The sequence below is a fragment of the Paenibacillus stellifer genome, assembly GCF_000758685.1.
Lineage (GTDB): Bacteria > Bacillota > Bacilli > Paenibacillales > Paenibacillaceae > Paenibacillus_AQ > Paenibacillus_AQ stellifer.
In genome coordinates, this window is record NZ_CP009286.1 from 5,483,868 (window position 1) to 5,505,403 (window position 21,536).

Genomic DNA, 21,536 nt, shown 5'->3' on the forward strand with positions numbered 1-21,536 from the left:
TCCAGAAGCGGCGGAGCGGGAGCTGATTCTCGGCCTCAAGCTGGCGGGCAAGCCGCAGGAGAAGCTGAGCCTGAAGCGGTGGTCCGATATGACTACGCATTTCTCCGGCGCCGATCTGGAGCAGATCGTAAGGGACGCGGTGGAGAAGGCGATCGAGCGCTCTCTCGAATCGGGAAGCATCCAGCCGATTACCGATAACGACATGAAGGCGAGCATCGCCGGACGCAAGCCGACAACGCTGGACTGGTTCTCGACGGCGAAGAATTACGCAACATTCAGCGACATCAACAAAGATTACGAGCAGGTGCTCGACTACGCGAAGACCCACCGAATCAAATGAACAGGCGGTGATGTCCGTGAATACGAGTGAATCGGGTGCTCTGCATGGTGTGCGGGTCTACCAGCTGATGAACTGGCGCCGCTTCCCGGAAGCGATCCGCGAAGCCGAGAATTGGATCGCGGAAGACCCTGAGAACTCCGACGCCTACGGGATGCTGGCCCAGGTGCACTTGAAGGCCGGCAGCTATGATCAAGCGCTGCACTGGTCGTCCGAGAGTCTGCGCTGCGATCCCGAGAATCCCATCGCCTGGTTCGTGCGAACCATTACGCTCTATTCGCAGGGCGAGGAGAAGCTGTTCATGGAGGCGGTGGTCGAGGCGCAGCGGATCGATCCCCTGGAGAGCCATTATCCGTTTCTTAAATTCAATCTTTATCACAAGAAAGGCAGTCTCAAGGAAGCGAGAGAGGAGCTGGACCAGGCGCTCCGGCTGAATCCGGACCGGGCCCTGTACCTTGCGGCCGACAGCTATCTTCGGGCCAACTCCCGGGATTTCGAAAGCTCGCTCGCCTCGGAGGGCATGGCGCTCTTCCAGGACCCCGAGGATGACCAGACCTTTCTGCATCTTGCCTGGGCAGCGAACCGCAGAGGGGATTACGGCAAGGAACTCGAATTCATGAAGAACGCGGTCCGCATCGACCCTGCCGACGAGCAGATCCGGGCCGAATATTTGAGCAGCCTGCAGAAGAAATATTGGTTCTACCGGGTGCTGCTGATGCCGTTCGTCGTGAAGAAGCGGCTCGCGAGGTGGCAGTTCCTGCTGATCTGGATCGTGCTCTGGCTCGTCTTTCGTCCGTTAGTGGTGCTGTTTCTGCTGCTCTACGTCCTGGCTCACTGGGCCTCCAGGCTTATGGTTCGGGTGCAGGTGTTCGGCTGGCGGTCGCTGTTTCGCAAAATCTCGTAAGCCCGGTCTTATCTGCATAGGTTTGTACATACATAAGAATATTCAAGCATAAGGACTTCAATCGCGAAGCTTGTTTTTTTGTTAAAAAAGGGACCCTCGCCACAGCAGCCGTCCGGCCGCCGCATCGCAAGGGTCCCTTCGTTATTCCTCTTATTGCTTCTTCTGATTCAGGCGCTGATTGAAACGGTCGATCCGGCCGCCGGTGTCGATGTTCTTCTGTCTGCCGGTGTAGAACGGATGGGAAGCGGAACTGGAATCCACCCGGATGACCGGATAGGAATTGCCGTCCTCCCATTCCATCGTCTCGTTCGAAGACTTCGTGGAGGCGCTAAGGAACTTGTAGTCTGCGCTGGCGTCGTAGAAAATGACCTGGTTGTACTTCGGATGAATACCTTCTCTCATGGTTATCCCTCTTTTCCGTTAATTGAAGCTCAAGTATCATATACCCTGAAACGCAAGGATAAACGCCTGACGGCGTCCTTTAGACGCCGTGCGTTAACCGAGAAATAGAAGACCTATTATAAGCAACAGCTTATAAAGTCTTATATTTGAACAAACCTCTCAACATTGTGGCCGGATTTCCGGCAAAACATACCGCCGCCTACACCGTCCGTCCCGCAATCTTCCGGTAGGTTGCCTCATCCGAGACGACATACAGCCGGGCCTGCTCCGGGATCGGATCGCCCAGCCGCCGGTTGATCCCGAGATCATTCCGGTCGGCGATAAGCGTCGCGCCCTGGCGCAGCAGCGCCTGAAAAGCATCCTCATAAGTCTTCCACGACCGGTCGACCGGAACCTCGTAAATGTCATCGCCGTGGGCGCGGCTGATCAGCTGCGCAATGACTTCAGGGTTCCCCTCCTGCAGCGCGGCCCGCACGGCAAGGCGGGAGACCGCGTCGTGGGAGAGCACGAAATCATTGACCCGGACATGCCGGAAGTTCTGCACGTTCTTCTCTTGCTGAATTTCCACCGTCGTATGCACGTCCGGAGCCAGCCGCTCGATACTCGAAGCGATCAGCAGCGTCTTGCCGTCGACAAGCGAAGCCTCATCAATTCGCGTATCGCCGAAGATAATCGCGGCCCGCGCCCGGGCGATGCCCGCCTTATCCAGAATTTCGTCAGAGGACGGGTCGCCGCTGATGAAATGAACCTGGCGCAGCTGCTCCAGCGGATGCTGGCCCGATTCGTCGATGATCACAATATGGCAGTCCGGGTTATAGCTGAGAATTTCCTCCACCGCCGACTGCGCTTTTTTGCTCCAGTTAATAAGAATAACATGACTTCTTCCTACATAAGACAGCTTGCCCGCCCTCCTCTGTCTCCCGATCTCCGCGATGGAATCGATGACCTTGCCAATGACCAGGCTGAGCAGCCCGATGCCAAAAATATACAGAAAGATCGAGAAGATTTGACCGGCATGGGTTTTGGCGAAAAAGTCGCCGTAGCCCACCGTGGCCATAGTCGTCATGACCCAATAGAACGCATTGAACCAATTGCCGAAAGTTCCCGGTTCGAGCAGGTAAGCCGCCGTCGCGCTGAGCAGGACGAACAGGAGGATAATCAGCCCGATCGTTCGTTTCCGGATATTCGTCATAATTGTGGACAGCTTGAGCAAAAAATGAATGGTGCTCTCCTCCCGCCGGGAATCCCGCTTAAATAATCAGACTGCTGATCGCAAAGGCCGTACCGATAAACACCATGCACAGCAGCGTTCCGACCGCCACATTGCCTTCTTTCAGCTGCTCCGACACCCGGAAATTGATCGTCACCAGTTCAAAAATCCAGTATGCCGCCACCAGGCACACATACCCGACCGCGAACCACAACGCCATGAACCAGATCGATGTATTGGTATAGGCCGCCACGCCGAGAATAATGGCGGTTGCGAGAAACTTCCCGCCCAGCGCCAGGCCGACGGCCGTATTGCCTTTTTTCAGCTCTTCCAGATCCTTAAACGGTGTCATCCAGCTGAATATGAGCATCCCGACCAGCTGGAGAACGATGATTACTGCCACACTTACCAGAATATTAATCACATCCGTCATTTCGCCCACCCCCGAAATTTTGCATAAGCCAAATCGTAGTCCGCAAAATCATGAACTTCTTCCAGCACGACGGAGACCACTTTCTTCTTCTCCATGTCGGTATAGCGTTTGGCGTCGATCGGCTGCTTGATCCGGTTGCCCGACGGCAGCTCCACCACAGCGAAGTTCCGGGTCTTGCCCTTGTACTCCGTCTTGTACACGCCGACAAGGTCGACGTCTGTCGTGACTGATACTTTCAGGTTCTTCAGATCGTCTGTAGCCGACTGCAGATCCTTGTACGATTTGATCGTGGACCAGGCCGACAGCTTAACCGTGTTCTTCTGGTCGGCGTCCGTCGTCATTTCGGCATCCATATATTGAAGCGTCCATACCTTGTCGCCCGTGGCATAGTTGTTGTCGTTGGGCAGCAGCTCGTTGTCGGGCAGGATCGTCATGTCGCTGCCGACCAGATCCCCGACTGTGCCTTCCACGACCCGGTAATCCCACGGAACGCGCGCCACATCACTCGTCGTATCGGCATTCGGATTCGTGGAGAAGACGCTGTCCGGATTATTGGAGCAGGCGGTCAGGCCCAGCACCGCTGCGATCAGCAGCGGCAGCAGGACAAGACGCAGGCTCCGGCCGCGCCGCGCAGCCGTCTTGCTAGAGTTCTTGCGCAATTGGTCTCACTCCCATGGCAATAAAGTGGCTTGTATTTCCGGTAATGGGTCCGCCGCCCCGGCCCAGCAGGCCGCACGGCTTCCCGTTGATCACGAACATGCCGGTCAACAGATGAAGCTCGCCTTCCGGCGTCCCGATTCTCGCCAGCTCCGCCCGCTTCTGGTACACGGACGGAAACAGCGCGCTGCTGTCGAATCCGTCTTCATCCTCCAGCTCCAGGCTTCCCGCAGGGTCGTAGAGCCGGACGGAGCCGCCCTCGCGGCCGAACATCGACTTGGAGACGAAGTTCCCGGAGAAGACCGGCTTGTTATAAGTCGGAAGCATGTAGTTCTCAATCGCTTCGCGGTCTTCGGCGTCGAACAGCAGGCCGAGCTCATACAGCCCCCATACCGCGGCCATCAGTCCCTTGGACTGAAGCAGAATGCTATGGGGATTGTTGAATAGCGTCAGCTGGCCGGTCTCAACCGAATAAGCCAGCGCATCGCCGCCTTCATCGACGGCCATCCACTCCTTCGGATACAGCGCGAACATCCGCTCAATGACGCGGCCCTGACCGTCCTTGACGACCCCATCGTCAATGGTCAGCTCCAGACAGTCCACGCAGGCAATATCGAGACCGCTGTGGCGGACCAGTGCTTCAATCGTGCCCGAATCCTCGAGATGAGTGCCATAATCGACGCAAGCCGCGGTATCGGGCAACTCTTCACCCCAAGCGGCCGCAACCTGCTCTGGCATTCCCCCGTTAACCGTGGGCACGCCTTCTCTCTGACACACCCAGGGCGTCGCGATCGACGCTTCCACGTAACCTGTCGGTGTGTCCGCGTTCAGCTCCAGCAGCTTGATTACGCCTTCATCCGACACGGCAAAATCAAACCGGGCATACCGGCTGATCAGTCCCTCGGACGGAATCGGGATCAGATCAAGCATCTCCCACAGCACCTCCGGAATGCCAATCAGACTGTACAGATCATGGCGTCCGTGCACATAGCGGGCGGCCTTGTCGAGCACGTTCCACAAACGCCCGGAGGCCCGATACAGCTCCTCATAGACATCTCCGCGCATGACCGCAACGCCGTCCAGCCAGTATTCCTCGTCTTCAAGATCGGCCCAGGTGAAGCCCATCTCCCCGAGCTTCTCCACCGCTTCCTCGCGGCCGCCTCCCTGATGGCCGATCCATTCAAATACAGGCCTTGTCATCCGCCGAAACCGCTGCTCTTGGAGCTCGAACGGGAGCTTGATCTTGAGCTCGACTTGGAGGATTTCGATGACTTGGAGCTCGATGAGCTGGAGCCGAGGCCGCTGGACGTTCCGCCAACCCCGCCCGACGACGAGGAAGTCTTCCGTCTCGTAATGGTGCCGGTCGTGGAGGTTGACGTCTTGGGCTTCACTACAGACCCCGTTACCGGCTTGTTCTGGAATTTGGTGCTGTCATAAGTACGCGGCTTGTAGACGGTGCGGGTTCCGCCGTAATACGTCGGACGTCCGTCATACCACCGGCTTGGCGAATAGCTTGAGCCGCTGTTGAACAGAAAATGATACAGCAGCAGATCGTCCCAGCCGAAGCCGGAGTTGTAGCCGCCGTAATTGTTGATGACGGTCGTGCCGCCCGACGTGCTTACGCCCGGCGACGCCGTAGGCTGGGCCGTCTCTCCCCCCGTATCCTCCGGATACGGGATGTTCCAATCCACGTATTGGTCAAAATACGCTTTGACTTCCTCCGTGGACCAGGATACCAGCTTCGGCTCATCCGCTGATCCGCTGCTCGCATTGGCTGGCGGCGCCGGAACAAACAGCGCGTTCGCCAACAATGCGACGCCGAGCGATGTCGACAGCGCCTTAACCGGCTTGCTGGCAGGATCGAAGCCCCTGCTCTCTTTCTTCTCATTCTCAGGTTGCTGTTCTCTACCCAAAACGGGCGCCTCCTTTAAATCGGATCTTTCATTAATTGACCGAATACGTTACGTTCACAGCTCGAACGGATTATTCCGTCCGCATCGGAACTAGCAGAAGCTCAAGCTTGCCTTCGTCCAGATTGAGGCGTCCCTCAACAGTCTCGAATTCGCGGCCAGCTACAACCAGATAGTTCACATGCTCCAAAGCGGCGATCATCGCTGCGCTCCAGGGGCGTTCCTCAATCCGGTTCAGCTCGCCGTCCTGCATCTTCTCATATAAAATGACGCTCATTCCGTTATCCAAAGTCTTTCCCCGCCTTTTCATTGTAATCGGTGCATTCTTCGTGTTCATACGGATGGAGAGCATTCGATGTTTCAGAATGACGCTTCTGTCATTGTAAAAGCTTCCCATAACAGAATAATGGTTCCCCTGCCTGGAAGCAATGATTTTCATAGTTATGCTTCTATCCTTTTATTACATGACAAAACCGCGAGCCAGCCGCAAGCCCGCGGTTCCGTCAAAGCCCTTATGGCTTCAGCTTATTTCAACTTATAGGTGACTTTCCACACCGTATCGTTGGTGAAAGATCCGTAGGTAAAGGTCAGCACATCCCCTTCCCGCTTCTTCAATGTCAGCATGCGCTGCAGCACATACACATCCCACCCGTCGGAATGCTCCCAATCTCTCCAATCTTCCGGCTCCGTCAGCTCCTTGGTCAAATTGACGGCCTTATCCGTTGACGGATCGATCACATACAGATGCGCGTTATCGACGAGGCGAACCACCAGCGCGTCGGGAGCGGCGTATTCAACAGTGAACTGGCCGGTGCTGCCCGTAAGACCAAGTATATCGTAGGCTTTGCCCGGAGCGCCGTCTTTACCCAGATATTGCACGCTTTCCCCATCCCGGAGGAATGTTTGCGTTGAAGGAACGGCCAGCTTCAAGTCGTAAGCCGACATGGAGAGATGGTAGTCTTTTTGCAGCGTGATGACCCCGCCCTGAATGACCGCCTGATACACATTGCTGAAATTCGTGAACATGGCGTAATGATTGTCGCTGAGCGTCAGCAGATTAACCGTCCCAGACAGTCTTCGGATTTCCAGTCCATGCAAGTACGAAGAAGCCTTGACCGGAAGCTTGCCGGCCAGCTTGGGCTCCCCGCCACTCGATACATACACCTCGCCCGACTGCTGGGACACCCAGTAGACCGTTCCGGATGCCGCCGCTGTCACATAACGGGGTGCATCGAGAATGTTCAAATTTCCGCTTGCCGGATCGCGCCACACCTTGCCGCCCAGGAGAACCGCGCCGCCGACAAGAGGCACGCTCAGAACTCCCGCATCATTGCGGAATGGCTGCGCCAGCTTCACCGCCGCTCCATTCACCTTGGCCTCTTGGGACCCTGCCATCAATGTGATCTGACGGTCCGGACGAGTCAGCACCACCATTTTCGCAGATGGATTCCAGACCACCGAATATCCCATATCCGCGGCAAGAGCCTTTAACGGAACCCAGGTAACTCCCGCAGATACCTTCGCTTTCTCTGACAAACCCAAATTTTTATAATTCAGCAAAATCGGCGCCGATCCCGCCGCGTAAGCCTCTCCTGCCCCAAGCGCAAGTGCCGCGGCCAGCAAGGCGGCCGTTAGTCTTCTTGCTTTCATCAACCTGCCATCTCCTTTGCCTGCAACTCTATCATCAGCATAGACGGAAATTTCAGGAAAAAGTTTCGGGGCAACCCAGAAAAGCGAGCTGTTACCCCATGTCTGTTCAACCTGCGGCCTAACGGAGTGGTATGTCAAAAATCCTTCAGCCTTCAAAAGCTAGAATCACTTGTCCGGAAATGCTTCGATTGATCACCTGTTGAACTCCGCAAGCACACGCCAAATAAGCCGGCCTATCGTGAGTTTCTCCCCTAGAATTTCCTGGCAGATTCTTCACTCTTTGGGTCGGCTTATTCAATAGAGGCCATCGGCAGATCCGCTCTTACGAACCAGGCGTCTTACCCGATAACCGCTTCATTCCCGATAAAAACAATCTCGCCCGGAGCCATGGAGGCGATCCGCGCCAGCGCATGTACCTCGATGCCTCTCTCCTCGAGCAGTCCGCGTCCTTCCTGGAAGCTCTTCTCGATGACGCAACCAACGCCCAGCAGCTCGGCGCCCGATTCTTGTACAATATCGGCCAGGCAGACCAGCGCCGCTCCCGTGGCGAGGAAATCGTCGACGATCAGCACCTTGTCGTCCGGACCGAGATACTGCCGCGAAATGCTCACCAGGTACGACTCTCCACGGGTGAACGAATGCACCGGAGCCGAATAGACTTCGCCTTCCTGGGTGACGGCTTTCTTTTTCTTCGCATAGACAAACGGAACACCCAGCGCTATCGAAGCCGCCATCGCGAACTGGATGCCGCTCGCTTCGATCGTCAACACCTTCGTAATCGGCCTGCCGCCGAAAATCCTTGCGAACTCCCGGCCAATCTCCAGCACCAGCGTGGTGTCCACCTGATGATTGAGGAATGAATCCACCTTAAGCACCGTATTCGACAAAATCCGGCCGTCCTGTCTAATGCGCTCTTCCAATACCTTCATCGTATTCTTCTCGCTCCTTCGTTCATGACGCAACGCAAAAAAGGACAGATTCCCTGAGTCTCTCAAGTGAATTTGTCCTTTGGGGTGTAGTTCCCTTATGGTCAAACACGGCAGGCGTGTCCGCATCCGGATATCGCCCTCGCAAAAGGCACCGGCTGCGCTATTCACTCATAGTCGGACAATTGCAATGGTCGTCCGGTAGATACTTATGGGCCTTATCCCCATTATTATATGAGTTGCTTGTTTGGGCACGCCCTTTATATTACACGCCCGCCCTTATCCGTACAAGGAAATTTTCGGTTGCTTTCAGTCTGCGGCAAATTGGTTTCATTTAATGGTAAACTATACAAGCAGAAGATTTGAACAAGTATTGTGGGAGGGCCAATGGATAAAGAGAAAATAATAGATTATTGTCTGACTTGTCCAGCTGCATATGAAGACTATCCTTTTGACGAGAATTGGACGGCAATTCGCCACAAGGGCAACAACAAAATTTTCGCAATGATCTACAACTATAACGGGCATCTGTGCATGAACCTCAAGTGTGAGCCTGCCAGAGCCGATATCCTCCGCAGCATTTTTGAAGATGTAAAACCAGGTTACCATATGAACAAAACGCACTGGAACACCGTTATTTTGGATGGCAGCATGCAGGATGATGATATTTTTGAAATGGTGCAGCATAGCTTTCAGCTTACGAGACCCAAAGTGAAAAAGGGAAAGGCAAACCCGCCGCAATTTTAATTGCTAATCAACTATTTCCATATCCAAAATCATCTGGGCCGTCTCCTCCGTCGTTACGAGCATATTCATCCACCCGCTGCGCAGAGCCCCGAGGATTCCTTCCGCCTTCTCGGGCGATTCGGCGACACCTATTGTGTATCTGGCTCTGCTCAGCTGCTCCGGCATAATTGTCAGCAGTCTGTCGTCCAGAACCGTACGCACCCGATTGCCTTCCTGATCGAAAAAGCGGGAACAGATGTCGCCTGCCGCCCGGCCATCCACAAGCTCCCGGATCGCTTCCTCGCCGTAGAACGCCTGCCACTCTTTTCTGCCCCGCTGCCGCAGGGCTCCGATCCCAAATACAGCTATACCCAGACGGTCCCACAGCCCTGATATTTCCCTGTAATGCCTGGACTCCGCCCAAAGCTTCCGCATTTCACCCCGCTCCGAAACAGCTGGAAGATCAATCATTCTCGACCTTGCTCCCCATCTCGCAGCAGCCTGATAGCAGATGGTATTGACATGGTATTCGCTGTCCAGCGTACCCGCAGGTCCTCCAACCATCGGCACGAAGGTAACAAACGGCCTGCCCGCATAAGGCAAGCTGCCGGCTACCATTGACATGGCGCTTCCCCAGGAGAAACCGATTACTTCGTCTTTGCGCGCGAGCCGCGCTACCCATTGCCCGCACGCTTCCCCCAGCGCCCGTAATCTTGCACCGGTATCGCTGCTGGGCGCCGGCACCACTACGGCTTCCTTGAGGCCGAACTGTTCCACCAAACGCCGCTCCAGTCCGGAAGTTCCGCCAGCTTCGTAATTAATGGTAATCTTGACGATTCCCTCCTCGCGGACTCTCTTCAGCAGACGGCTGATGGTTGTGCGGTAGATGCCCAGCCTCTGGGCGATTTCGCTCTGTGTCATATTGTCTTCATAATACATCTGCGCGATGGTAACCAGCAGCTTTCGATCAGGCTTTGCATCCATACCAAGCTCTCCTTCGCGATCCGTCTTCAGGGCAGACTGCATTTGACAGGCGGACCTCACAGTTATATGCTTTAGGCGCCGATTTAGCACATTAATTATTATAATGCACATTTGTGCTAACGAACAATGCGGAAGGAGCGGAACGGATGAAAGACGACGAACTGAAGCAAGCATGCGCCAAAGCGGCGCTTACTTTTATCGAAGACGGAACCGTAATCGGGCTTGGGGGCGGAAGCACCGTTTCTTATCTGATCGGCTATATTAAGGAGAGCGGCATTAACGTCAAGGTGGTCACCCCATCCTTCAAGACCCGGATGCTGTGCCTGAAGAGCGGCCTGAACGTGCTGCATACAGGCTCTGTCAGCAAGCTCGCTGTTGCTTTTGACGGATGCGATGAAGTCGACGAGGATTTCAATGCGCTGAAGAGCGGCGGAGGCATTCATACGAGGGAGAAGCTTGTTGCGCGGATGGCGGACCGCTACATTCTGCTGGCCGACGCCGGCAAAGTCGTTAACCATCTAACCTTCCAGAAGCCGGTTGTGCTGGAGGTGCTGGAGGACGCGCTCGCCTATACGGAAGCCGAAGCCGTCAGACTCGGCGGCAGAGCGGTTCTTCGCCGCAGCGAAGCCAAGGACGGGTACACAGCCACCGAGGACGGCAACCCGCTGCTGGATATTTTTTTCAGCCATGTAGACAATATCAGCGAGCTGCAGCTGCAGCTTAAATCCATTCCCGGCGTTGTGGAGACATCGCTGTTCACCGAAGAAGTAACTGATGTGCTGATCGCAGCCGAAGATGGGATCTCCTGGCTGTCGAAATATCCGATCACGGAGGGGGAGTTACAATGAGCGGCATCAAATGGGGCCTTATCGGCCCGGGCGCCATTGCGCAGGAGTTCGCCCAGGCCATGAAGGAGACCGGCGGGACGCTGAATGCAGTGAGCTCGCGTTCCCTGGAGAAAGCAAAGAGCTTCGCCGAGCAATACGGCGCCGCAGGAGCTTATGGAGATTACCGCAAAATGCTGCGCGATTCCGAAATCGACGCTGTCTATATCTCCACTCCGCACAGCAACCACTACGAATATATTATAGAGAGCTTGCGGCAGGGCAAGCATGTGCTTGCAGAAAAAGCGATAACCGTCAATATCGGCCAGCTCCGGGAAATCGCCTCGCTCGCCAAGGCGAACGGTCTGGTCGTGGCTGAAGCGATGACGATTTACCACATGCCCCTGTATGCGAAACTGCGGCAGATCGTCGAAGAGGGCGAAATCGGACCGCTGAAGATGATCCAGGTATCCTTCGGCAGCCATAAAGAATATGACGTGAACAACCGTTTCTTCAGTAAAGAGCTTGCCGGCGGGGCGCTGCTCGACATCGGCACCTATGCACTGTCGTTCGCAAGATTCTTCTTGTCGCGTCAGCCTAATGAAGTGCTTACCACCTACAAGCCATTCGAAACCGGTGTCGACGAACAATCCGGCATTCTGCTCAAGAATTCGGCGGATGAATTGGCCGTCATATCCCTGACCATGCGGGCCAAGATGCCCAAGCGGGGCATCGTTGCCGGAGAGAACGGCTTCATTACCGTTGATAATTTCCCCCGCGCTTCCCAAGCGGTTGTTCAGTATCCGGACGGAACCCAGGACATGATTCTGGCCGGAGATACCGCTCTGGCGCTGCAGTATGAGATCCGGGATATGGAGGAAGCCATCCGCACGGGGAGAACGGACACGCTCGGGCTGTCGCTTGACGTGATGGAGATTATGAGCAGGGTCAGAGAACAGTGGGGGCTCTCCTATCCTTTTGAATAAGAATCGAACTTGATCCTTTTGGACTGACCCCGTAACGTGAGACATATCAAACACCTTCAAGAGAATGAAACCTTGTCGAAAGATAGGGGAGATAACCTTGGAGGTGGTTGCGTTAGCAACAAGACTGAGCAGCCCGTAGAAATAAAGAGGAAGGTTATATAAATGTAGTGGAAGGATTTCCGGTAAAGAGGTCATGGAGCAACTGGGAATACGGAATAAGACACAGCAAAAAACATGGATGAGATGGTATCAAAAAGGCAAAGTGCATCGTCGGAACAGCCTGTAGGTAAGCATTATAGCTACGTAAAGAGTCCAGAACACTCATCGGAGCAGAAAAATCACAGACGGAAAACCAGTTGGACCTGCTAAAAAGGTAGAAAGAGTTGGAAAGGAGGCGGAACCAGAGGTTGTAGTAGACTCCTATAACTCAATTCGAACTAAATAACCAGTCGCCGATGGATTTCCGACGACTGGCTATTTAGACTTGCAAGGTGGTTTTGATCCCTGTCTCGCAAACGGGGACCAGTCCCGCATGATTTTTTACGAACTATATCTTAAAGCTGATTCTGATATTTTTCTAATACCTGTTCTTTAAAGTTTTCCCCACTCTGTTGTTCTTCCGTTGTATCCTTCTTCAGCTTATCAGAAGAATTGAGACTAAATTTTCCAAGGTTCATATTAATTACGCCGTATTGTCCCTGTGTATTCTTCTTAAGAAAAATAATACTTTTATCACCTTGATTTAATTCTGTGTAATCCTCAAAAGTTATCTTTTTCTTATCACTGCCACTTACTAAATAAGATATTGGTTCAATAATACTTAACACATCACCTTTAAGAATTACTGAATCCTTTGGGGCCTTAATGACGTGGTCAACTAAAACATCAGTTATTGTATAAAAATCCTGAACAGATCCGTCATAAAAAGTTGTAACAATATGTTCTCGATCATCGAAACTCTGTGTTGCTGTCCCTACAATAATTAACTCAGACGCCTTATCTAGTTCACTAACCGTTTCTTGTTTAATATATGATGCACTTATGGATATTGTCGGTATACTTGTTGATGCCAAAGATCTTTGAGGCTTTACCGAATCAAGCTTTGATGAGGATGGATTATTTATTGAATAAAAATAAACAGAAGTAATAATTACTGCCACCAATGTAACTATACTAAACACAGTTCTCTTCATCTAATTTTACCTCTTTCTTCAAAATAATATTTCAGTCTCCCCACTTAGAGATTAATGACATAGCATCGTACGTAGTAACACCGACACTTTGAATACCTTGTTTCATAACGGACGACGCAGAGGTGGTAGTATGGTCCTGAGATAGCGAGTGTCCAACTTCATGAGTTGCATTTGAAGAAATTTGAGTTGAAGTCATCTGATTAAGTTTCATCGTATTATCATATATAGCCACGGTGCTGAATGCCCAAAGAGAGTTATTATCTACCACTTGCCCATATGCGTTGTATGGGACATGCGTACCTATTACCGCCGGGTTACTTGTGACGCCAACAAAATATTTGTCTGGTAGACCACTTGAGGATGTCGTTTTTCCAACTTCAACCGATGAAGAAACTTCGTTCCAGCGGGTTCTAGCGGTATCAAAAGCCGAGGTGTAACCATAAGATGAAACTGAAGAATCATAATAGGCATTAAAAAATGCAGAACTTCTTCCTCCTGAATACCAAAGTGCCGAAGAAGTTTGGTCGAAGATTAGAAATAGTAAAAAGAGCGAACAAGTAATTACAATAATTTTTCTAAACGCTAAGAATTGTTTCACTTTGAGCACCACCTATTAGATTTGAAATTAGTTTATATCATATTACTTATTTTTAGCATGCCTCCTTTCCCCTTTACTAAATCCGATAAGTAATAAAGTAGAATGCATCAGATGTAAATATATTGAATATTTTCATAAGTTATACATATATTTTTCAGTTAATAATATCTAACCTGAAATACACAAGTAATTATCGCTAAAAAACGAAAAAGGCCTCCGAATCTTTGGCAGAATGGTGTTGGCGAGAACAACCTCAACCAAAGAGAGGAGCACCTGTATGTTGAAGTCTACCTTACCCGCAAGCAAATTAAGACCGAATTATCACTGAACGAATCGACGAGATTCGGAGTAAGCAATGTCTATCTGGAATACATGGAAAAAACAAGCTGGCGGGTACCCTAAAACTCATCTTCTGAAGAAGGCGATAAAGCGGTTGTTTCCACTTCATTGCACCTTCCTTTATCTACTCATCGACTGGACACTCAATTGCGAGCGACTGTTCAATTTCCGTCAATTGCAGAACGACTCCCTGTTGTGTCGTTTCTCGTAGGACGATGCTCTCACCATTCTGTACTGAACAAGGAGCTCATCCGCTTGGACAAAGAAAACCCGACGATCCATGAAGCTTCGGTCCATCAAGCTCTCTCATCCAGGATTTGGACTCTACAGTAGGAACCGTGTAAGGTGATCAGGCGAATACTGATAAGGGACAAACTCGCACAAGCCTGGTCGCAAAAGATACCACCCGCTCCTGACCTTCGAAGGGCCATCCTGTTTCTACCTGAGTGCCGTCCTGCGTGTCGGGAACACCCACTCTTCCATAAATGCGTTACCATTTGTGGAAGAGGCGCTTGCTCTGCTTAAAGTCAATCCGTTAAGCATACTCTTTTCAGAAAAAGGCTCTAGCGGAGAAGACTTCTACGCCTTATGTGTAGAAGCAGGGCATCCGGCCAGAGTATTGGCTCTTGTGCAGCAGCGAATCACGATCCGTGTCACTCTGTTGGATTGATTTTTCAAAAAAATACATGGAAGTAACGGAACTCACTCTTATGGGTAGGGGGAACTGTACCCTACGTGCAGGTTTATTTCCCAGACCCGTTCTTCTGGTAGCGGGGGTCAAACGAAAACACTAACGGGTTGCTTCGAGAGTTCTTTCCGAAGAGCCCCGATTTAGCTTCTGTCACCGACGAACAACTCCCGGAGGAAGATTCGTTTGATAAACTACCATCCTCGTGAATGTCTCAGGTGGATGTCCGCTCAAGAAGCCTTCTGGGATGAAGTGTAGCACTTAGCTTGACAATCCGTCGAGCAAAAAGCCGGCACCGTCACGCTTCCTGCGTGCGGCAGCCGGCTTTCTGTTACAGCTCGTTCTCGGTGATATGCTTCAAAATGGACAATTTATTGCTCCAGAAGCGCTCATAGTAGGCGAGCCAATCCCTGATCTCTTCCAGCGGACCGGGCTGAAGACGATACAGCTTCTCCCGGCCGACTTTGCGGCCGCTGACCAGCTCCGCCTCGGCTAGCACATGCAGATGCTTCACAATGGCAGTCCGGCTGACGGGAAAATGAGCCGCGATGTCGGAAATCGGCCGTTCTTTCTCGGCAAGGAGCATCAGCACCTGTCTGCGGGTCGGATCGGCAATCGCCTGGAACACATCATGCTTCTCCGCCGCCTCCATCTTAGGCTTCGATCGCTTTCTTCAAGCGTTCCTGCACGATGGCAACCCAGCCGCCGGCCATCCGGTCGCGGATAACGGAAGCCTTCTCTTTCGCCTTGCCGACCAGCTCATCCGGCCGCTTCCAGCCGCCGTGAATCAGCGTGAACTCCGTCCGGTCTCCCAGATCCTTGAGCTTGAATGTAACCGTCCACCCTTCCGTATCCCAGTCAAAGGACAGCCCGTAAGGCGGATTCACCTCCGTTACTTTGCAGGGCGAAGCCCCGAACGGCGATTGAATATGAAATTCATGTCCGACCTCTGCCTTGAAATCATTCGGCATAAACCACTGGGCAATCCCCTCGGCGGTTGAAACCTTACTCCACACCTTCTCAATCGGTGCTTCAATCGTTACCGTCTGCACGACGTCAGGCAGATTCTGCTCGTTATTCAAATCCATGGATTTTGATCTCCTTTTACAGCTTTTTATGACACCTTTTAGTTGTACATTTTAGCATTATATATAACCATATGGTTTCATGTCAAATTCCGCACCTCACCCGCTCCTCATCCGCTTATCGCCGAGATCAGAACCGGCAGGGCAGCAAAAGAAGCGAGGGTCGTCCACATGATGCACCTCGACACGAGCGAAGGCGAAGCGTCAAAGCGCTCAGCCAGCACAACGGCATTCACCGCCACCGGCATGGAGGCGAGAATAAACAGCACCGAACGGAGCGTGCCTGTAACCCCGAGCAGCGTAAGAACAGCCAGCGCGAGCAGCGGACCGCCCACCAGCCGCATAACGAGGCCCGTCCAGAACACCGATTGCCCTTCCTTGACGGCGGGCATCGTCCCGACCTTCATCATTTGGGCGCCCAGTATGGCGAGGACGACAGGAGAGTACGCGCCTGCGGCCATCGTGACCCCTCTCTCCACTTCCGCTGGCAGATGAAGATGGAAGCTCCGCAGGATTAGCGCCAGAATGGCGGCGTAAATGGCGGGAAGCGAGAAGACCGACTTCACGGCGCTCCTTACGGAAAAAGAAGACCGGGCCGCGAAATACACCCCGACCGTATTGGCGATGATCATCTGCGAGATTACGTATACGGAGGCTTTGTCCAGACCCGCCTGACCAAATGCGAGCAGCACGAGCGGCAGACCGTAATTGACGCTGTTGGTCAGCGCGGAAATCAGGGTCAGCCCCGCCCGGTCGGCTGCCGATGACTTCAGCAGTCTTCCTAACCCGGAAGCCACCACCCAGAGGACGAGCAGGTTGAGCAGCGCGAACGCCAGCGTCAAATAGATGTCATCATATGATATCTCGGCATGCGCGAGCGTATCCAGAATAATTGCAGGACTCAGAAAGTACAGATACAGCGTCAGCAGCGGCTTCGTGTCGAGTTTCTGGTAGCGGTAGAGCAGCGCCCCGGCGAGGACGGGAATCGACAGCGGCACAATGACTTCGTATAACGTGGACAGAACAGTCTGAATCAAGCAGGACACCCCGATCATCTTCGAATTTCCCCACTATACCCCCTGACCATTTATCCGTCCAAGACTTGTAACGAATAGCTTTATAGCCTATACCTATTACACATGACATATTTATAAGTTTCTCGGCAAAATGATCTGTGAACGTACGCCCTTGGCAGATTGCCGCTCCCCCATATATGCCAAATACCCCGGGGCAGAATGCAGAAGCCTCGGGGTATTGCTTGGCGTTCAATTATCATTTCAGGTTCGGGCCTGGTCCAGGCTCACTCTTCCGGCAGATGCTCCCGGCAGAATACCGCAAGCTCTTCCTCTTCGTCATCCTCCAGATCAAAATCCAGCAGCTTCTGGGTCGTCGTCTCCATCACATCGTAAGTCACGACGCTGACCGCTCCGTCCTCTTCCTTCACAACGGCCCGCACGCTGACGCCGTTCTCCGAATAGAGCTCATCGTCCTCTGGAACATCCAGCTTGACCATAAATTCATAACGGTTCCCGGAAATAATGCCGAAAGGGTCCCGGATCTTCTCCACACTGTACTCTGAAATCGTCAGCATCTGACATCCGCCTCTTCTGTATGAAATAATGGCGCGACCGCTTGAGGCCGCTGTAAGTATTGCATCTTCTCTATTATATACAAAAAGGCCGCCCCGCAACGCAGAGGAAGCCTTAAAAATGATGACGAAATTAGTAGTACTAAAAAGAACTAATATGTGCCGAAGGTTGTCGGAAAACGTCGCTTCTCAAAGAACGCCGCCGATTCAAGGAGACGGAAACGGCGCTAAATGAGGAACATGGCGAAGACGGTCGTGACGGCAAGACCGATAAGAACGGGCTTGAGATTGCGGCGGGCCAGTTCGAAAGGGCTGACGCCGCAAATAGCGGCCGCAGGAATGAGCGCCCACGGAATGAGCGTGCCGCCGCCGACCCAGATGGCAGCAACCTGGCCGAGTGCGGTGAGCGTCGCTGCGCCGGAGCCGATGGCGGTAGCGAAGAGATGGGCGATGGAGCCGGCGAGTGAAATGCCGGAGAAGCCCGAGCCGTCGAGGCCGGTAATGGCGCCGACGACCGCGAGGGTAACGGCGCCAACGCTGCCGTTCAGCGGCACGGCATTCGCGAGGGCAACGCCCAGATCGTTGACGATGCCGTGCGAAGCGGCGGGAAGCACCTGCTTGCCGAACAGCTCGGTGAGGGCGGAATCGCCAAGATAGAAGAAGGCGGCGATCGGGATGACAGGACCGAAGACCTTGAAGCCGAACCCGAAGCCGTCGATGAGATAGGATGTGACCTGCTCCAGTCCCTGATTGCGATGCGCAAGCAGAGTGACGAAGATCAGGATGAGCACCGCCGTTCCGCCGATTAGAGCGGTGGCATCACCGCCCTGGAGATTCAGCACAACCATGGCGATGACATCAGCCAAAAAGAGGGAGGGGATCACGGCCGCGAGCGTTCTCCGGGTCCGTGGACCGAGGACGGCCTGCCCGGAGGCGGCTTCGGGAGATGATCCGAGCAGGTCGCCCGTCCGCGCCGCCGGAACCAATCCGTCCCGGAAGGTTCCGTTCTTGAGATCCCGCCACATCATCCAGAAGGCGGTGATCGTGGTCACCGCGCCCATGACGATGACGAGCGGCACGCTCGCTTCCATGACGCTGCCGACCGGAAGCCCGGCTGCGTCGGCCGTCAGCTTCGGCGCGCCCTGGATAATGTAGTCGCCGGAGAGGGCGATGCCGTGGCCGAACAGATTCATGGCCATGGCTGCGCCAAGAGCCGGCAGACCGACCCGGAGGGCCGCGGGCAGCAGGACGGCGCCGATCAGGGCAACCGCCGGCGAAGGCCAGAAAAAGAGGGAGGAGATCAGCATAATGATCCCGATGCCCCAATACGCCATAGCCGGTGTGCGAAGAAACCGGGTCAGCGGGGATACCATCGTCTCATTAATGCCGGTGACGCCCAGCACCCGGCTCATCGCCACGATGATGGAGATAATCATGATCGTACCCATCAACTCCTTGGTCGCATAGACGAAGGAATTGAAGATCCCGGATACCGAGCCGCCGAGCGTCTCCGTCGCGATCAGGCCGAGGGAGAAGATCCCCGCCACACAGATCATGGTAGTATCGCGCCGCCGGATCAGCAGCGCCATAATAAAGACAATAAACGCCAAATATACGTAATGGATCGCCGATAACGTGATGTCCATACCGCTAAGCCCCCTTCAAATGCCCAACTGCTGCTATACACTATGCATGAGCCCAGTTGGCGGTTCTTAGGCGGCCCGCTTAACCATCCATTATATGCAAAAAGCCCGGAGCGCTTGTCCATAGCGCGATCCGGGCTTTCTTATACGGCATTCATACGTTTGTGGCATTCTCCGGGTACCTCATCCAAAGCGCTCGGTCCAATGCACTTGGTCCAATGCACTTTGTCCAATGCACTTGGCTCAACGGGCTGATCTCACCTTAAGTACAACATTCACTCGCGCGGTCAGCCTTTAGGCGAAGGTTCTTCTTTCGCCAGTCTGGCAAGAATTCTCCGCTTGCGGTAGAGCATCATGGCCGTCTCCGTCACGCTTTTCAGCATTTCACGGTTCGTGTAGGCGCCGAAGAACATGCCGGCGACGGGAATGACTTGAAGCAGCTTCTTCGAGCTCCAGCTGTCCCGGTAGGAAGCGATGACCTCACGCCATCCCTGGATTTTCGATACAGCGGCTCCTTCGCCGCCGCCCAATTCCCCGCCTATGCCCATCTCCGCGTCCAGCTCCTCCAAAATCGCCTGCCTGGAGGCTGTTTCGGCGGAGGCGACCTGCATCACCTTGACGGCAAAGATGCGTTCCTCTTTGTCCAGCGGGTTATATCCGTAGCAGAGTCCGATTTCCTGTATGGCCTTCAGCGAGAGGCCGAGCACGGCTGGGATGTCGGCCGCCAGCGTGAACATGCCGCCGATGCCCGTCGTGGCTCCCTGCGCCATGGCATAATTGCTCCGGCTCTTGGACAGCCGCAGCGCCGCTTCATCCATAACGGCCAGAGGGTACGGCCCCGCTCCCGTTCCTCCGGCTTCGCGGCTGGCCTCTTCGATCATTTCGCCCACCTTGCGGCCAGCGACCAGATAATTGCCGCCGTTCTGGATGAAGCCGCCTATCTCGTCCAGCAGCTTCCCCAGTGCTTCATGAACGACCCGGGGCGTGAGCTTGTCGAGAATTTTGAAAGGCAGCCGGGTGAACCTTTCCCAAATCATCAGATGCTTCTGATCCTTCTCCCACTGACTAATCTCATTCAGCGCCTCGCGGAGCTCTTCCGGCGTCTCCAGCCTTGCACCGCGGGTATTTATTTCCTCCATGTCGTTAGCCCCTCCTTTTTATTCTCTATATACCCTAAAAAAGAGGGAGAAGAAAGTCCTCACGGCATAAAGAGCGTGGAAGCCGCAGCGCTGGACAAGCCATGCGTTCCTTTGGCCCGCCAGGACGCCGGTTTAAAGGGTACCGGGTTTCCGGGTTTCCGGGTTTCCGGGTTTCCGGGTTTCCGGGTTTCCGGGTTTCCGGGTTTCCGGGTTTCCGGGTTTCCGGGTTTCCGGGTTTCCGGGTTTCCGGGTTTCCCCGCTCCTCGGCCGGAACACCCGGCCGCACGGCACACCACAGCCCGCGATCAGCGCAGCTTCTTGTCCACCAGCGACAGACGCTTTTTCTCATCCGCCAGCATCTCTTCCGCAAATTCCACTCCATGTCCCTGGACCGAGCCCTCCGGCGCATGCTTGACCGCTTCTTCCGCATGGGCCAGACTGTTCTCGGCCTGCTGCGTCGTTTGCTCGGTTGGATGGCTCATAGCCTGGGTAACGGCGTTATGCAGCTTGACCACCGCATCCTCGGCCTGATCGACGGTGCTGTTCGTGCGCATGCTCGATTCGTAATGTCTCATAAATTAGGACCTCTCCTTCGTATTTGCTTATGCTGGTTTCTCCTGTGTAGGATGGCCTAAAATGAAACCCGATTATGCATGCGCGAGCCCGGTAAAGGTTCCTTCACGAGCAGACCGCGCGCGAAAAAAGACGGCCCTCGGGCCGCCTTTTCCAAACTGCTGTCCATTCCGATAATCAGGCATTCGCCTTGGTACTGAGCGCTTCCACCAGTGCTTGACCGAACGCGCGGGCGCCTTCCGGGCCGTCGCTTGTGATGATATCGTCATGCGCGACGACATGCTCAACCACGTAGTCCACATCGTTCGCCTTCAGCTGATCGATCATGACATCGACCGGGTAGCAGGTGGCCTGACGGCCCTTGAGCAGCCCCGTCTTCACCACAGCTACGGAGCCTGCGCAAATGCCGGCAACGAGAATGTTCCGGTCGTAAGCCTCTTTTACATACTGTTGAAGCTTGTCATCGCCCCACAAATAATCAATCGTTCCCGACCCGCCGATGACCGCCACGACGTCGTAGTCCCCGGTGGGCAGATCGGAGAATACGGCTTCGGCTACCGCCTTTCCCTGGTTGTCTCCGGTAATTTCTCCGGTCTTGGTGCTTGCCACCGTAACGACGATTCCCGCCTGCTCCAGTTCGGCCTTCGGAAGAAACAGCTCGTCTTCATTGAACCGGTCCGGCGGAATAATAAGCAGCGCTTGTTTAGTCATGGGTATCTCTCCTCCACTATTTTCGTGTAT

25 protein-coding genes, 1 pseudogene and 1 riboswitch are annotated in these 21,536 nt (G+C 53.9%); of the genes and pseudogenes, 6 read left to right on the top strand and 20 right to left on the bottom strand.

The features are described from left to right. The first annotated feature begins 70 nt into the window (after positions 1 to 70). Together PSTEL_RS25085 and PSTEL_RS25090 are read left to right on the top strand one after the other, a co-directional pair. Positions 71 to 340: a hypothetical protein gene (locus tag PSTEL_RS25085; RefSeq protein ID WP_281176795.1), complete on the top strand. Its 270-nt coding sequence runs from the start codon at positions 71 to 73 to the stop codon at positions 338 to 340. A gap of 16 nt (positions 341 to 356) precedes the next feature. Further along, a complete protein-coding gene (locus tag PSTEL_RS25090) occupies positions 357 to 1,241 on the top strand; it encodes a tetratricopeptide repeat protein (protein WP_052099021.1) in 885 nt (294 codons plus the stop codon). Positions 1,242 to 1,391: 150 nt separating this feature from the next. Here the strand turns inward: PSTEL_RS25090 and PSTEL_RS25095 are convergent, their stop codons facing one another. The 9 genes from PSTEL_RS25095 to PSTEL_RS25135 all read right to left on the bottom strand — a co-directional run bounded on the left by PSTEL_RS25095 (position 1,392) and on the right by PSTEL_RS25135 (position 8,432). Beyond that, positions 1,392 to 1,643, bottom strand: a complete 252-nt coding sequence (locus PSTEL_RS25095; RefSeq protein ID WP_038699603.1) for a type B 50S ribosomal protein L31 — start codon at positions 1,641 to 1,643, stop codon at positions 1,392 to 1,394. 199 nt (positions 1,644 to 1,842) lie between these two features. Beyond that, the gene (locus PSTEL_RS25100) at positions 1,843 to 2,835 is read right to left on the bottom strand and encodes a potassium channel family protein (RefSeq protein WP_052099374.1); all 993 of its coding nucleotides are present in this window, start codon (positions 2,833 to 2,835) and stop codon (positions 1,843 to 1,845) included. A gap of 58 nt (positions 2,836 to 2,893) precedes the next feature. Further along, entirely contained in the window at positions 2,894 to 3,286 is a 393-nt protein-coding gene (locus PSTEL_RS25105; RefSeq protein WP_038699607.1) for a DUF350 domain-containing protein, read from the bottom strand. After that, positions 3,283 to 3,945: a hypothetical protein gene (locus PSTEL_RS25110; protein ID WP_038699609.1), complete on the bottom strand. Its 663-nt coding sequence runs from the start codon at positions 3,943 to 3,945 to the stop codon at positions 3,283 to 3,285. Before PSTEL_RS25110 ends, PSTEL_RS25105 begins: the two co-directional genes overlap by 4 nt. Further along, a complete protein-coding gene (locus PSTEL_RS25115) occupies positions 3,929 to 5,143 on the bottom strand; it encodes a glutathionylspermidine synthase family protein (protein ID WP_038699611.1) in 1,215 nt (404 codons plus the stop codon). Before PSTEL_RS25115 ends, PSTEL_RS25110 begins: the two co-directional genes overlap by 17 nt. Next, entirely contained in the window at positions 5,140 to 5,856 is a 717-nt protein-coding gene (locus PSTEL_RS25120; protein WP_038699613.1) for a hypothetical protein, read from the bottom strand. The genes PSTEL_RS25115 and PSTEL_RS25120 overlap by 4 nt, the downstream gene beginning before the upstream one ends. Positions 5,857 to 5,926: 70 nt before the next feature. Further along, positions 5,927 to 6,142, bottom strand: a complete 216-nt coding sequence (locus tag PSTEL_RS25125) for a hypothetical protein (RefSeq protein WP_156995962.1) — start codon at positions 6,140 to 6,142, stop codon at positions 5,927 to 5,929. Between the two features lie 236 nt (positions 6,143 to 6,378). Beyond that, positions 6,379 to 7,503, bottom strand: coding sequence for a copper amine oxidase N-terminal domain-containing protein (locus tag PSTEL_RS25130; protein WP_038699615.1), 1,125 nt, complete (start codon positions 7,501 to 7,503; stop codon positions 6,379 to 6,381). A gap of 338 nt (positions 7,504 to 7,841) precedes the next feature. Beyond that, the gene (locus PSTEL_RS25135) at positions 7,842 to 8,432 is read right to left on the bottom strand and encodes a xanthine phosphoribosyltransferase (RefSeq protein WP_038699617.1); all 591 of its coding nucleotides are present in this window, start codon (positions 8,430 to 8,432) and stop codon (positions 7,842 to 7,844) included. Between the two features lie 151 nt (positions 8,433 to 8,583). Then, a riboswitch (purine riboswitch) is annotated at positions 8,584 to 8,687 on the bottom strand. A 129-nt stretch (positions 8,688 to 8,816) separates the two neighbouring features. Here PSTEL_RS25135 and PSTEL_RS25140 point away from each other — a divergent pair. Next, complete coding sequence (locus tag PSTEL_RS25140; protein WP_038699619.1) at positions 8,817 to 9,176, top strand: MmcQ/YjbR family DNA-binding protein; 360 nt, start codon at positions 8,817 to 8,819, stop codon at positions 9,174 to 9,176. Positions 9,177 to 9,179: 3 nt separating this feature from the next. Here PSTEL_RS25140 and PSTEL_RS25145 read toward each other — a convergent pair whose 3' ends face one another. Then, entirely contained in the window at positions 9,180 to 10,139 is a 960-nt protein-coding gene (locus PSTEL_RS25145; protein WP_038699621.1) for a sugar-binding transcriptional regulator, read from the bottom strand. A gap of 146 nt (positions 10,140 to 10,285) precedes the next feature. Between PSTEL_RS25145 and rpiA the strand changes: the two genes are divergently transcribed. Further along, positions 10,286 to 10,987 carry a ribose 5-phosphate isomerase A gene (gene rpiA / locus PSTEL_RS25150; protein WP_038699623.1) on the top strand — a complete coding sequence of 234 codons (702 nt, stop codon included), beginning with the start codon at positions 10,286 to 10,288 and terminating at the stop codon, positions 10,985 to 10,987. Next, the gene (locus tag PSTEL_RS25155; RefSeq protein ID WP_038699625.1) at positions 10,984 to 11,949 is read left to right on the top strand and encodes a Gfo/Idh/MocA family protein; all 966 of its coding nucleotides are present in this window, start codon (positions 10,984 to 10,986) and stop codon (positions 11,947 to 11,949) included. Before rpiA ends, PSTEL_RS25155 begins: the two co-directional genes overlap by 4 nt. Before the next feature lie 554 nt (positions 11,950 to 12,503). Here the strand turns inward: PSTEL_RS25155 and PSTEL_RS25160 are convergent. Both PSTEL_RS25160 and PSTEL_RS27285 read right to left on the bottom strand, forming a co-directional pair. Continuing rightward, the gene (locus tag PSTEL_RS25160) at positions 12,504 to 13,142 is read right to left on the bottom strand and encodes a hypothetical protein (RefSeq protein ID WP_052099023.1); all 639 of its coding nucleotides are present in this window, start codon (positions 13,140 to 13,142) and stop codon (positions 12,504 to 12,506) included. Between the two features lie 31 nt (positions 13,143 to 13,173). Further along, positions 13,174 to 13,740 carry a zinc metalloprotease gene (locus PSTEL_RS27285; RefSeq protein ID WP_084065327.1) on the bottom strand — a complete coding sequence of 189 codons (567 nt, stop codon included), beginning with the start codon at positions 13,738 to 13,740 and terminating at the stop codon, positions 13,174 to 13,176. Between the two features lie 1,074 nt (positions 13,741 to 14,814). On the opposite strand from PSTEL_RS27285, the pseudogene PSTEL_RS28640 reads away from it, so the two are divergent. Further along, positions 14,815 to 15,025: pseudogene (locus PSTEL_RS28640) on the top strand (transposase); the annotation flags it as partial. A gap of 73 nt (positions 15,026 to 15,098) precedes the next feature. Here the strand turns inward: PSTEL_RS28640 and PSTEL_RS25165 are convergent. The 8 genes from PSTEL_RS25165 to PSTEL_RS25200 form a co-directional block, all read right to left on the bottom strand. Then, positions 15,099 to 15,419, bottom strand: coding sequence for an ArsR/SmtB family transcription factor (locus tag PSTEL_RS25165; protein ID WP_038699627.1), 321 nt, complete (start codon positions 15,417 to 15,419; stop codon positions 15,099 to 15,101). Position 15,420: 1 nt separating this feature from the next. After that, positions 15,421 to 15,855 carry an SRPBCC family protein gene (locus PSTEL_RS25170; RefSeq protein WP_038699629.1) on the bottom strand — a complete coding sequence of 145 codons (435 nt, stop codon included), beginning with the start codon at positions 15,853 to 15,855 and terminating at the stop codon, positions 15,421 to 15,423. A 107-nt stretch (positions 15,856 to 15,962) separates the two neighbouring features. Beyond that, entirely contained in the window at positions 15,963 to 16,889 is a 927-nt protein-coding gene (locus PSTEL_RS25175; RefSeq protein ID WP_038701677.1) for an AEC family transporter, read from the bottom strand. 263 nt (positions 16,890 to 17,152) lie between these two features. Beyond that, positions 17,153 to 17,443, bottom strand: coding sequence for a DUF6509 family protein (locus PSTEL_RS25180; protein WP_038699631.1), 291 nt, complete (start codon positions 17,441 to 17,443; stop codon positions 17,153 to 17,155). 224 nt (positions 17,444 to 17,667) lie between these two features. Further along, positions 17,668 to 19,086, bottom strand: a complete 1,419-nt coding sequence (locus PSTEL_RS25185; protein ID WP_038699633.1) for a hypothetical protein — start codon at positions 19,084 to 19,086, stop codon at positions 17,668 to 17,670. Between the two features lie 284 nt (positions 19,087 to 19,370). Next, positions 19,371 to 20,222, bottom strand: coding sequence for an EcsC family protein (locus PSTEL_RS25190; protein ID WP_038699635.1), 852 nt, complete (start codon positions 20,220 to 20,222; stop codon positions 19,371 to 19,373). A 305-nt stretch (positions 20,223 to 20,527) separates the two neighbouring features. Next, the gene (locus PSTEL_RS25195) at positions 20,528 to 20,797 is read right to left on the bottom strand and encodes a hypothetical protein (RefSeq protein WP_038699637.1); all 270 of its coding nucleotides are present in this window, start codon (positions 20,795 to 20,797) and stop codon (positions 20,528 to 20,530) included. A gap of 175 nt (positions 20,798 to 20,972) precedes the next feature. Then, positions 20,973 to 21,506: a DJ-1/PfpI family protein gene (locus tag PSTEL_RS25200; RefSeq protein WP_038699639.1), complete on the bottom strand. Its 534-nt coding sequence runs from the start codon at positions 21,504 to 21,506 to the stop codon at positions 20,973 to 20,975. Positions 21,507 to 21,536 lie beyond the last annotated feature (30 nt).

Excerpts from the sequence above, each read along its gene's own strand:
- PSTEL_RS25095 (WP_038699603.1), bottom strand. The coding sequence starts at position 1,643 with ATGAGAGAAGGTATTCATCCGAAGTACAACCAGGTCATTTTCTACGAC.
- PSTEL_RS25100 (WP_052099374.1), bottom strand. The coding sequence starts at position 2,835 with ATGACGAATATCCGGAAACGAACGATCGGGCTGATTATCCTCCTGTTC.
- PSTEL_RS25105 (WP_038699607.1), bottom strand. The coding sequence starts at position 3,286 with ATGACGGATGTGATTAATATTCTGGTAAGTGTGGCAGTAATCATCGTT.
- PSTEL_RS25115 (WP_038699611.1), bottom strand. The coding sequence starts at position 5,143 with ATGACAAGGCCTGTATTTGAATGGATCGGCCATCAGGGAGGCGGCCGC.
- PSTEL_RS25130 (WP_038699615.1), bottom strand. The coding sequence starts at position 7,503 with ATGAAAGCAAGAAGACTAACGGCCGCCTTGCTGGCCGCGGCACTTGCG.
- PSTEL_RS25135 (WP_038699617.1), bottom strand. The coding sequence starts at position 8,432 with ATGAAGGTATTGGAAGAGCGCATTAGACAGGACGGCCGGATTTTGTCG.
- PSTEL_RS25140 (WP_038699619.1), top strand. The coding sequence starts at position 8,817 with ATGGATAAAGAGAAAATAATAGATTATTGTCTGACTTGTCCAGCTGCA.
- PSTEL_RS25145 (WP_038699621.1), bottom strand. The coding sequence starts at position 10,139 with ATGGATGCAAAGCCTGATCGAAAGCTGCTGGTTACCATCGCGCAGATG.
- rpiA (WP_038699623.1), top strand. The coding sequence starts at position 10,286 with ATGAAAGACGACGAACTGAAGCAAGCATGCGCCAAAGCGGCGCTTACT.
- PSTEL_RS25155 (WP_038699625.1), top strand. The coding sequence starts at position 10,984 with ATGAGCGGCATCAAATGGGGCCTTATCGGCCCGGGCGCCATTGCGCAG.
- PSTEL_RS25160 (WP_052099023.1), bottom strand. The coding sequence starts at position 13,142 with ATGAAGAGAACTGTGTTTAGTATAGTTACATTGGTGGCAGTAATTATT.
- PSTEL_RS25165 (WP_038699627.1), bottom strand. The coding sequence starts at position 15,419 with ATGGAGGCGGCGGAGAAGCATGATGTGTTCCAGGCGATTGCCGATCCG.
- PSTEL_RS25170 (WP_038699629.1), bottom strand. The coding sequence starts at position 15,855 with ATGGATTTGAATAACGAGCAGAATCTGCCTGACGTCGTGCAGACGGTA.
- PSTEL_RS25180 (WP_038699631.1), bottom strand. The coding sequence starts at position 17,443 with ATGCTGACGATTTCAGAGTACAGTGTGGAGAAGATCCGGGACCCTTTC.
- PSTEL_RS25185 (WP_038699633.1), bottom strand. The coding sequence starts at position 19,086 with ATGGACATCACGTTATCGGCGATCCATTACGTATATTTGGCGTTTATT.
- PSTEL_RS25190 (WP_038699635.1), bottom strand. The coding sequence starts at position 20,222 with ATGGAGGAAATAAATACCCGCGGTGCAAGGCTGGAGACGCCGGAAGAG.
- PSTEL_RS25195 (WP_038699637.1), bottom strand. The coding sequence starts at position 20,797 with ATGAGACATTACGAATCGAGCATGCGCACGAACAGCACCGTCGATCAG.
- PSTEL_RS25200 (WP_038699639.1), bottom strand. The coding sequence starts at position 21,506 with ATGACTAAACAAGCGCTGCTTATTATTCCGCCGGACCGGTTCAATGAA.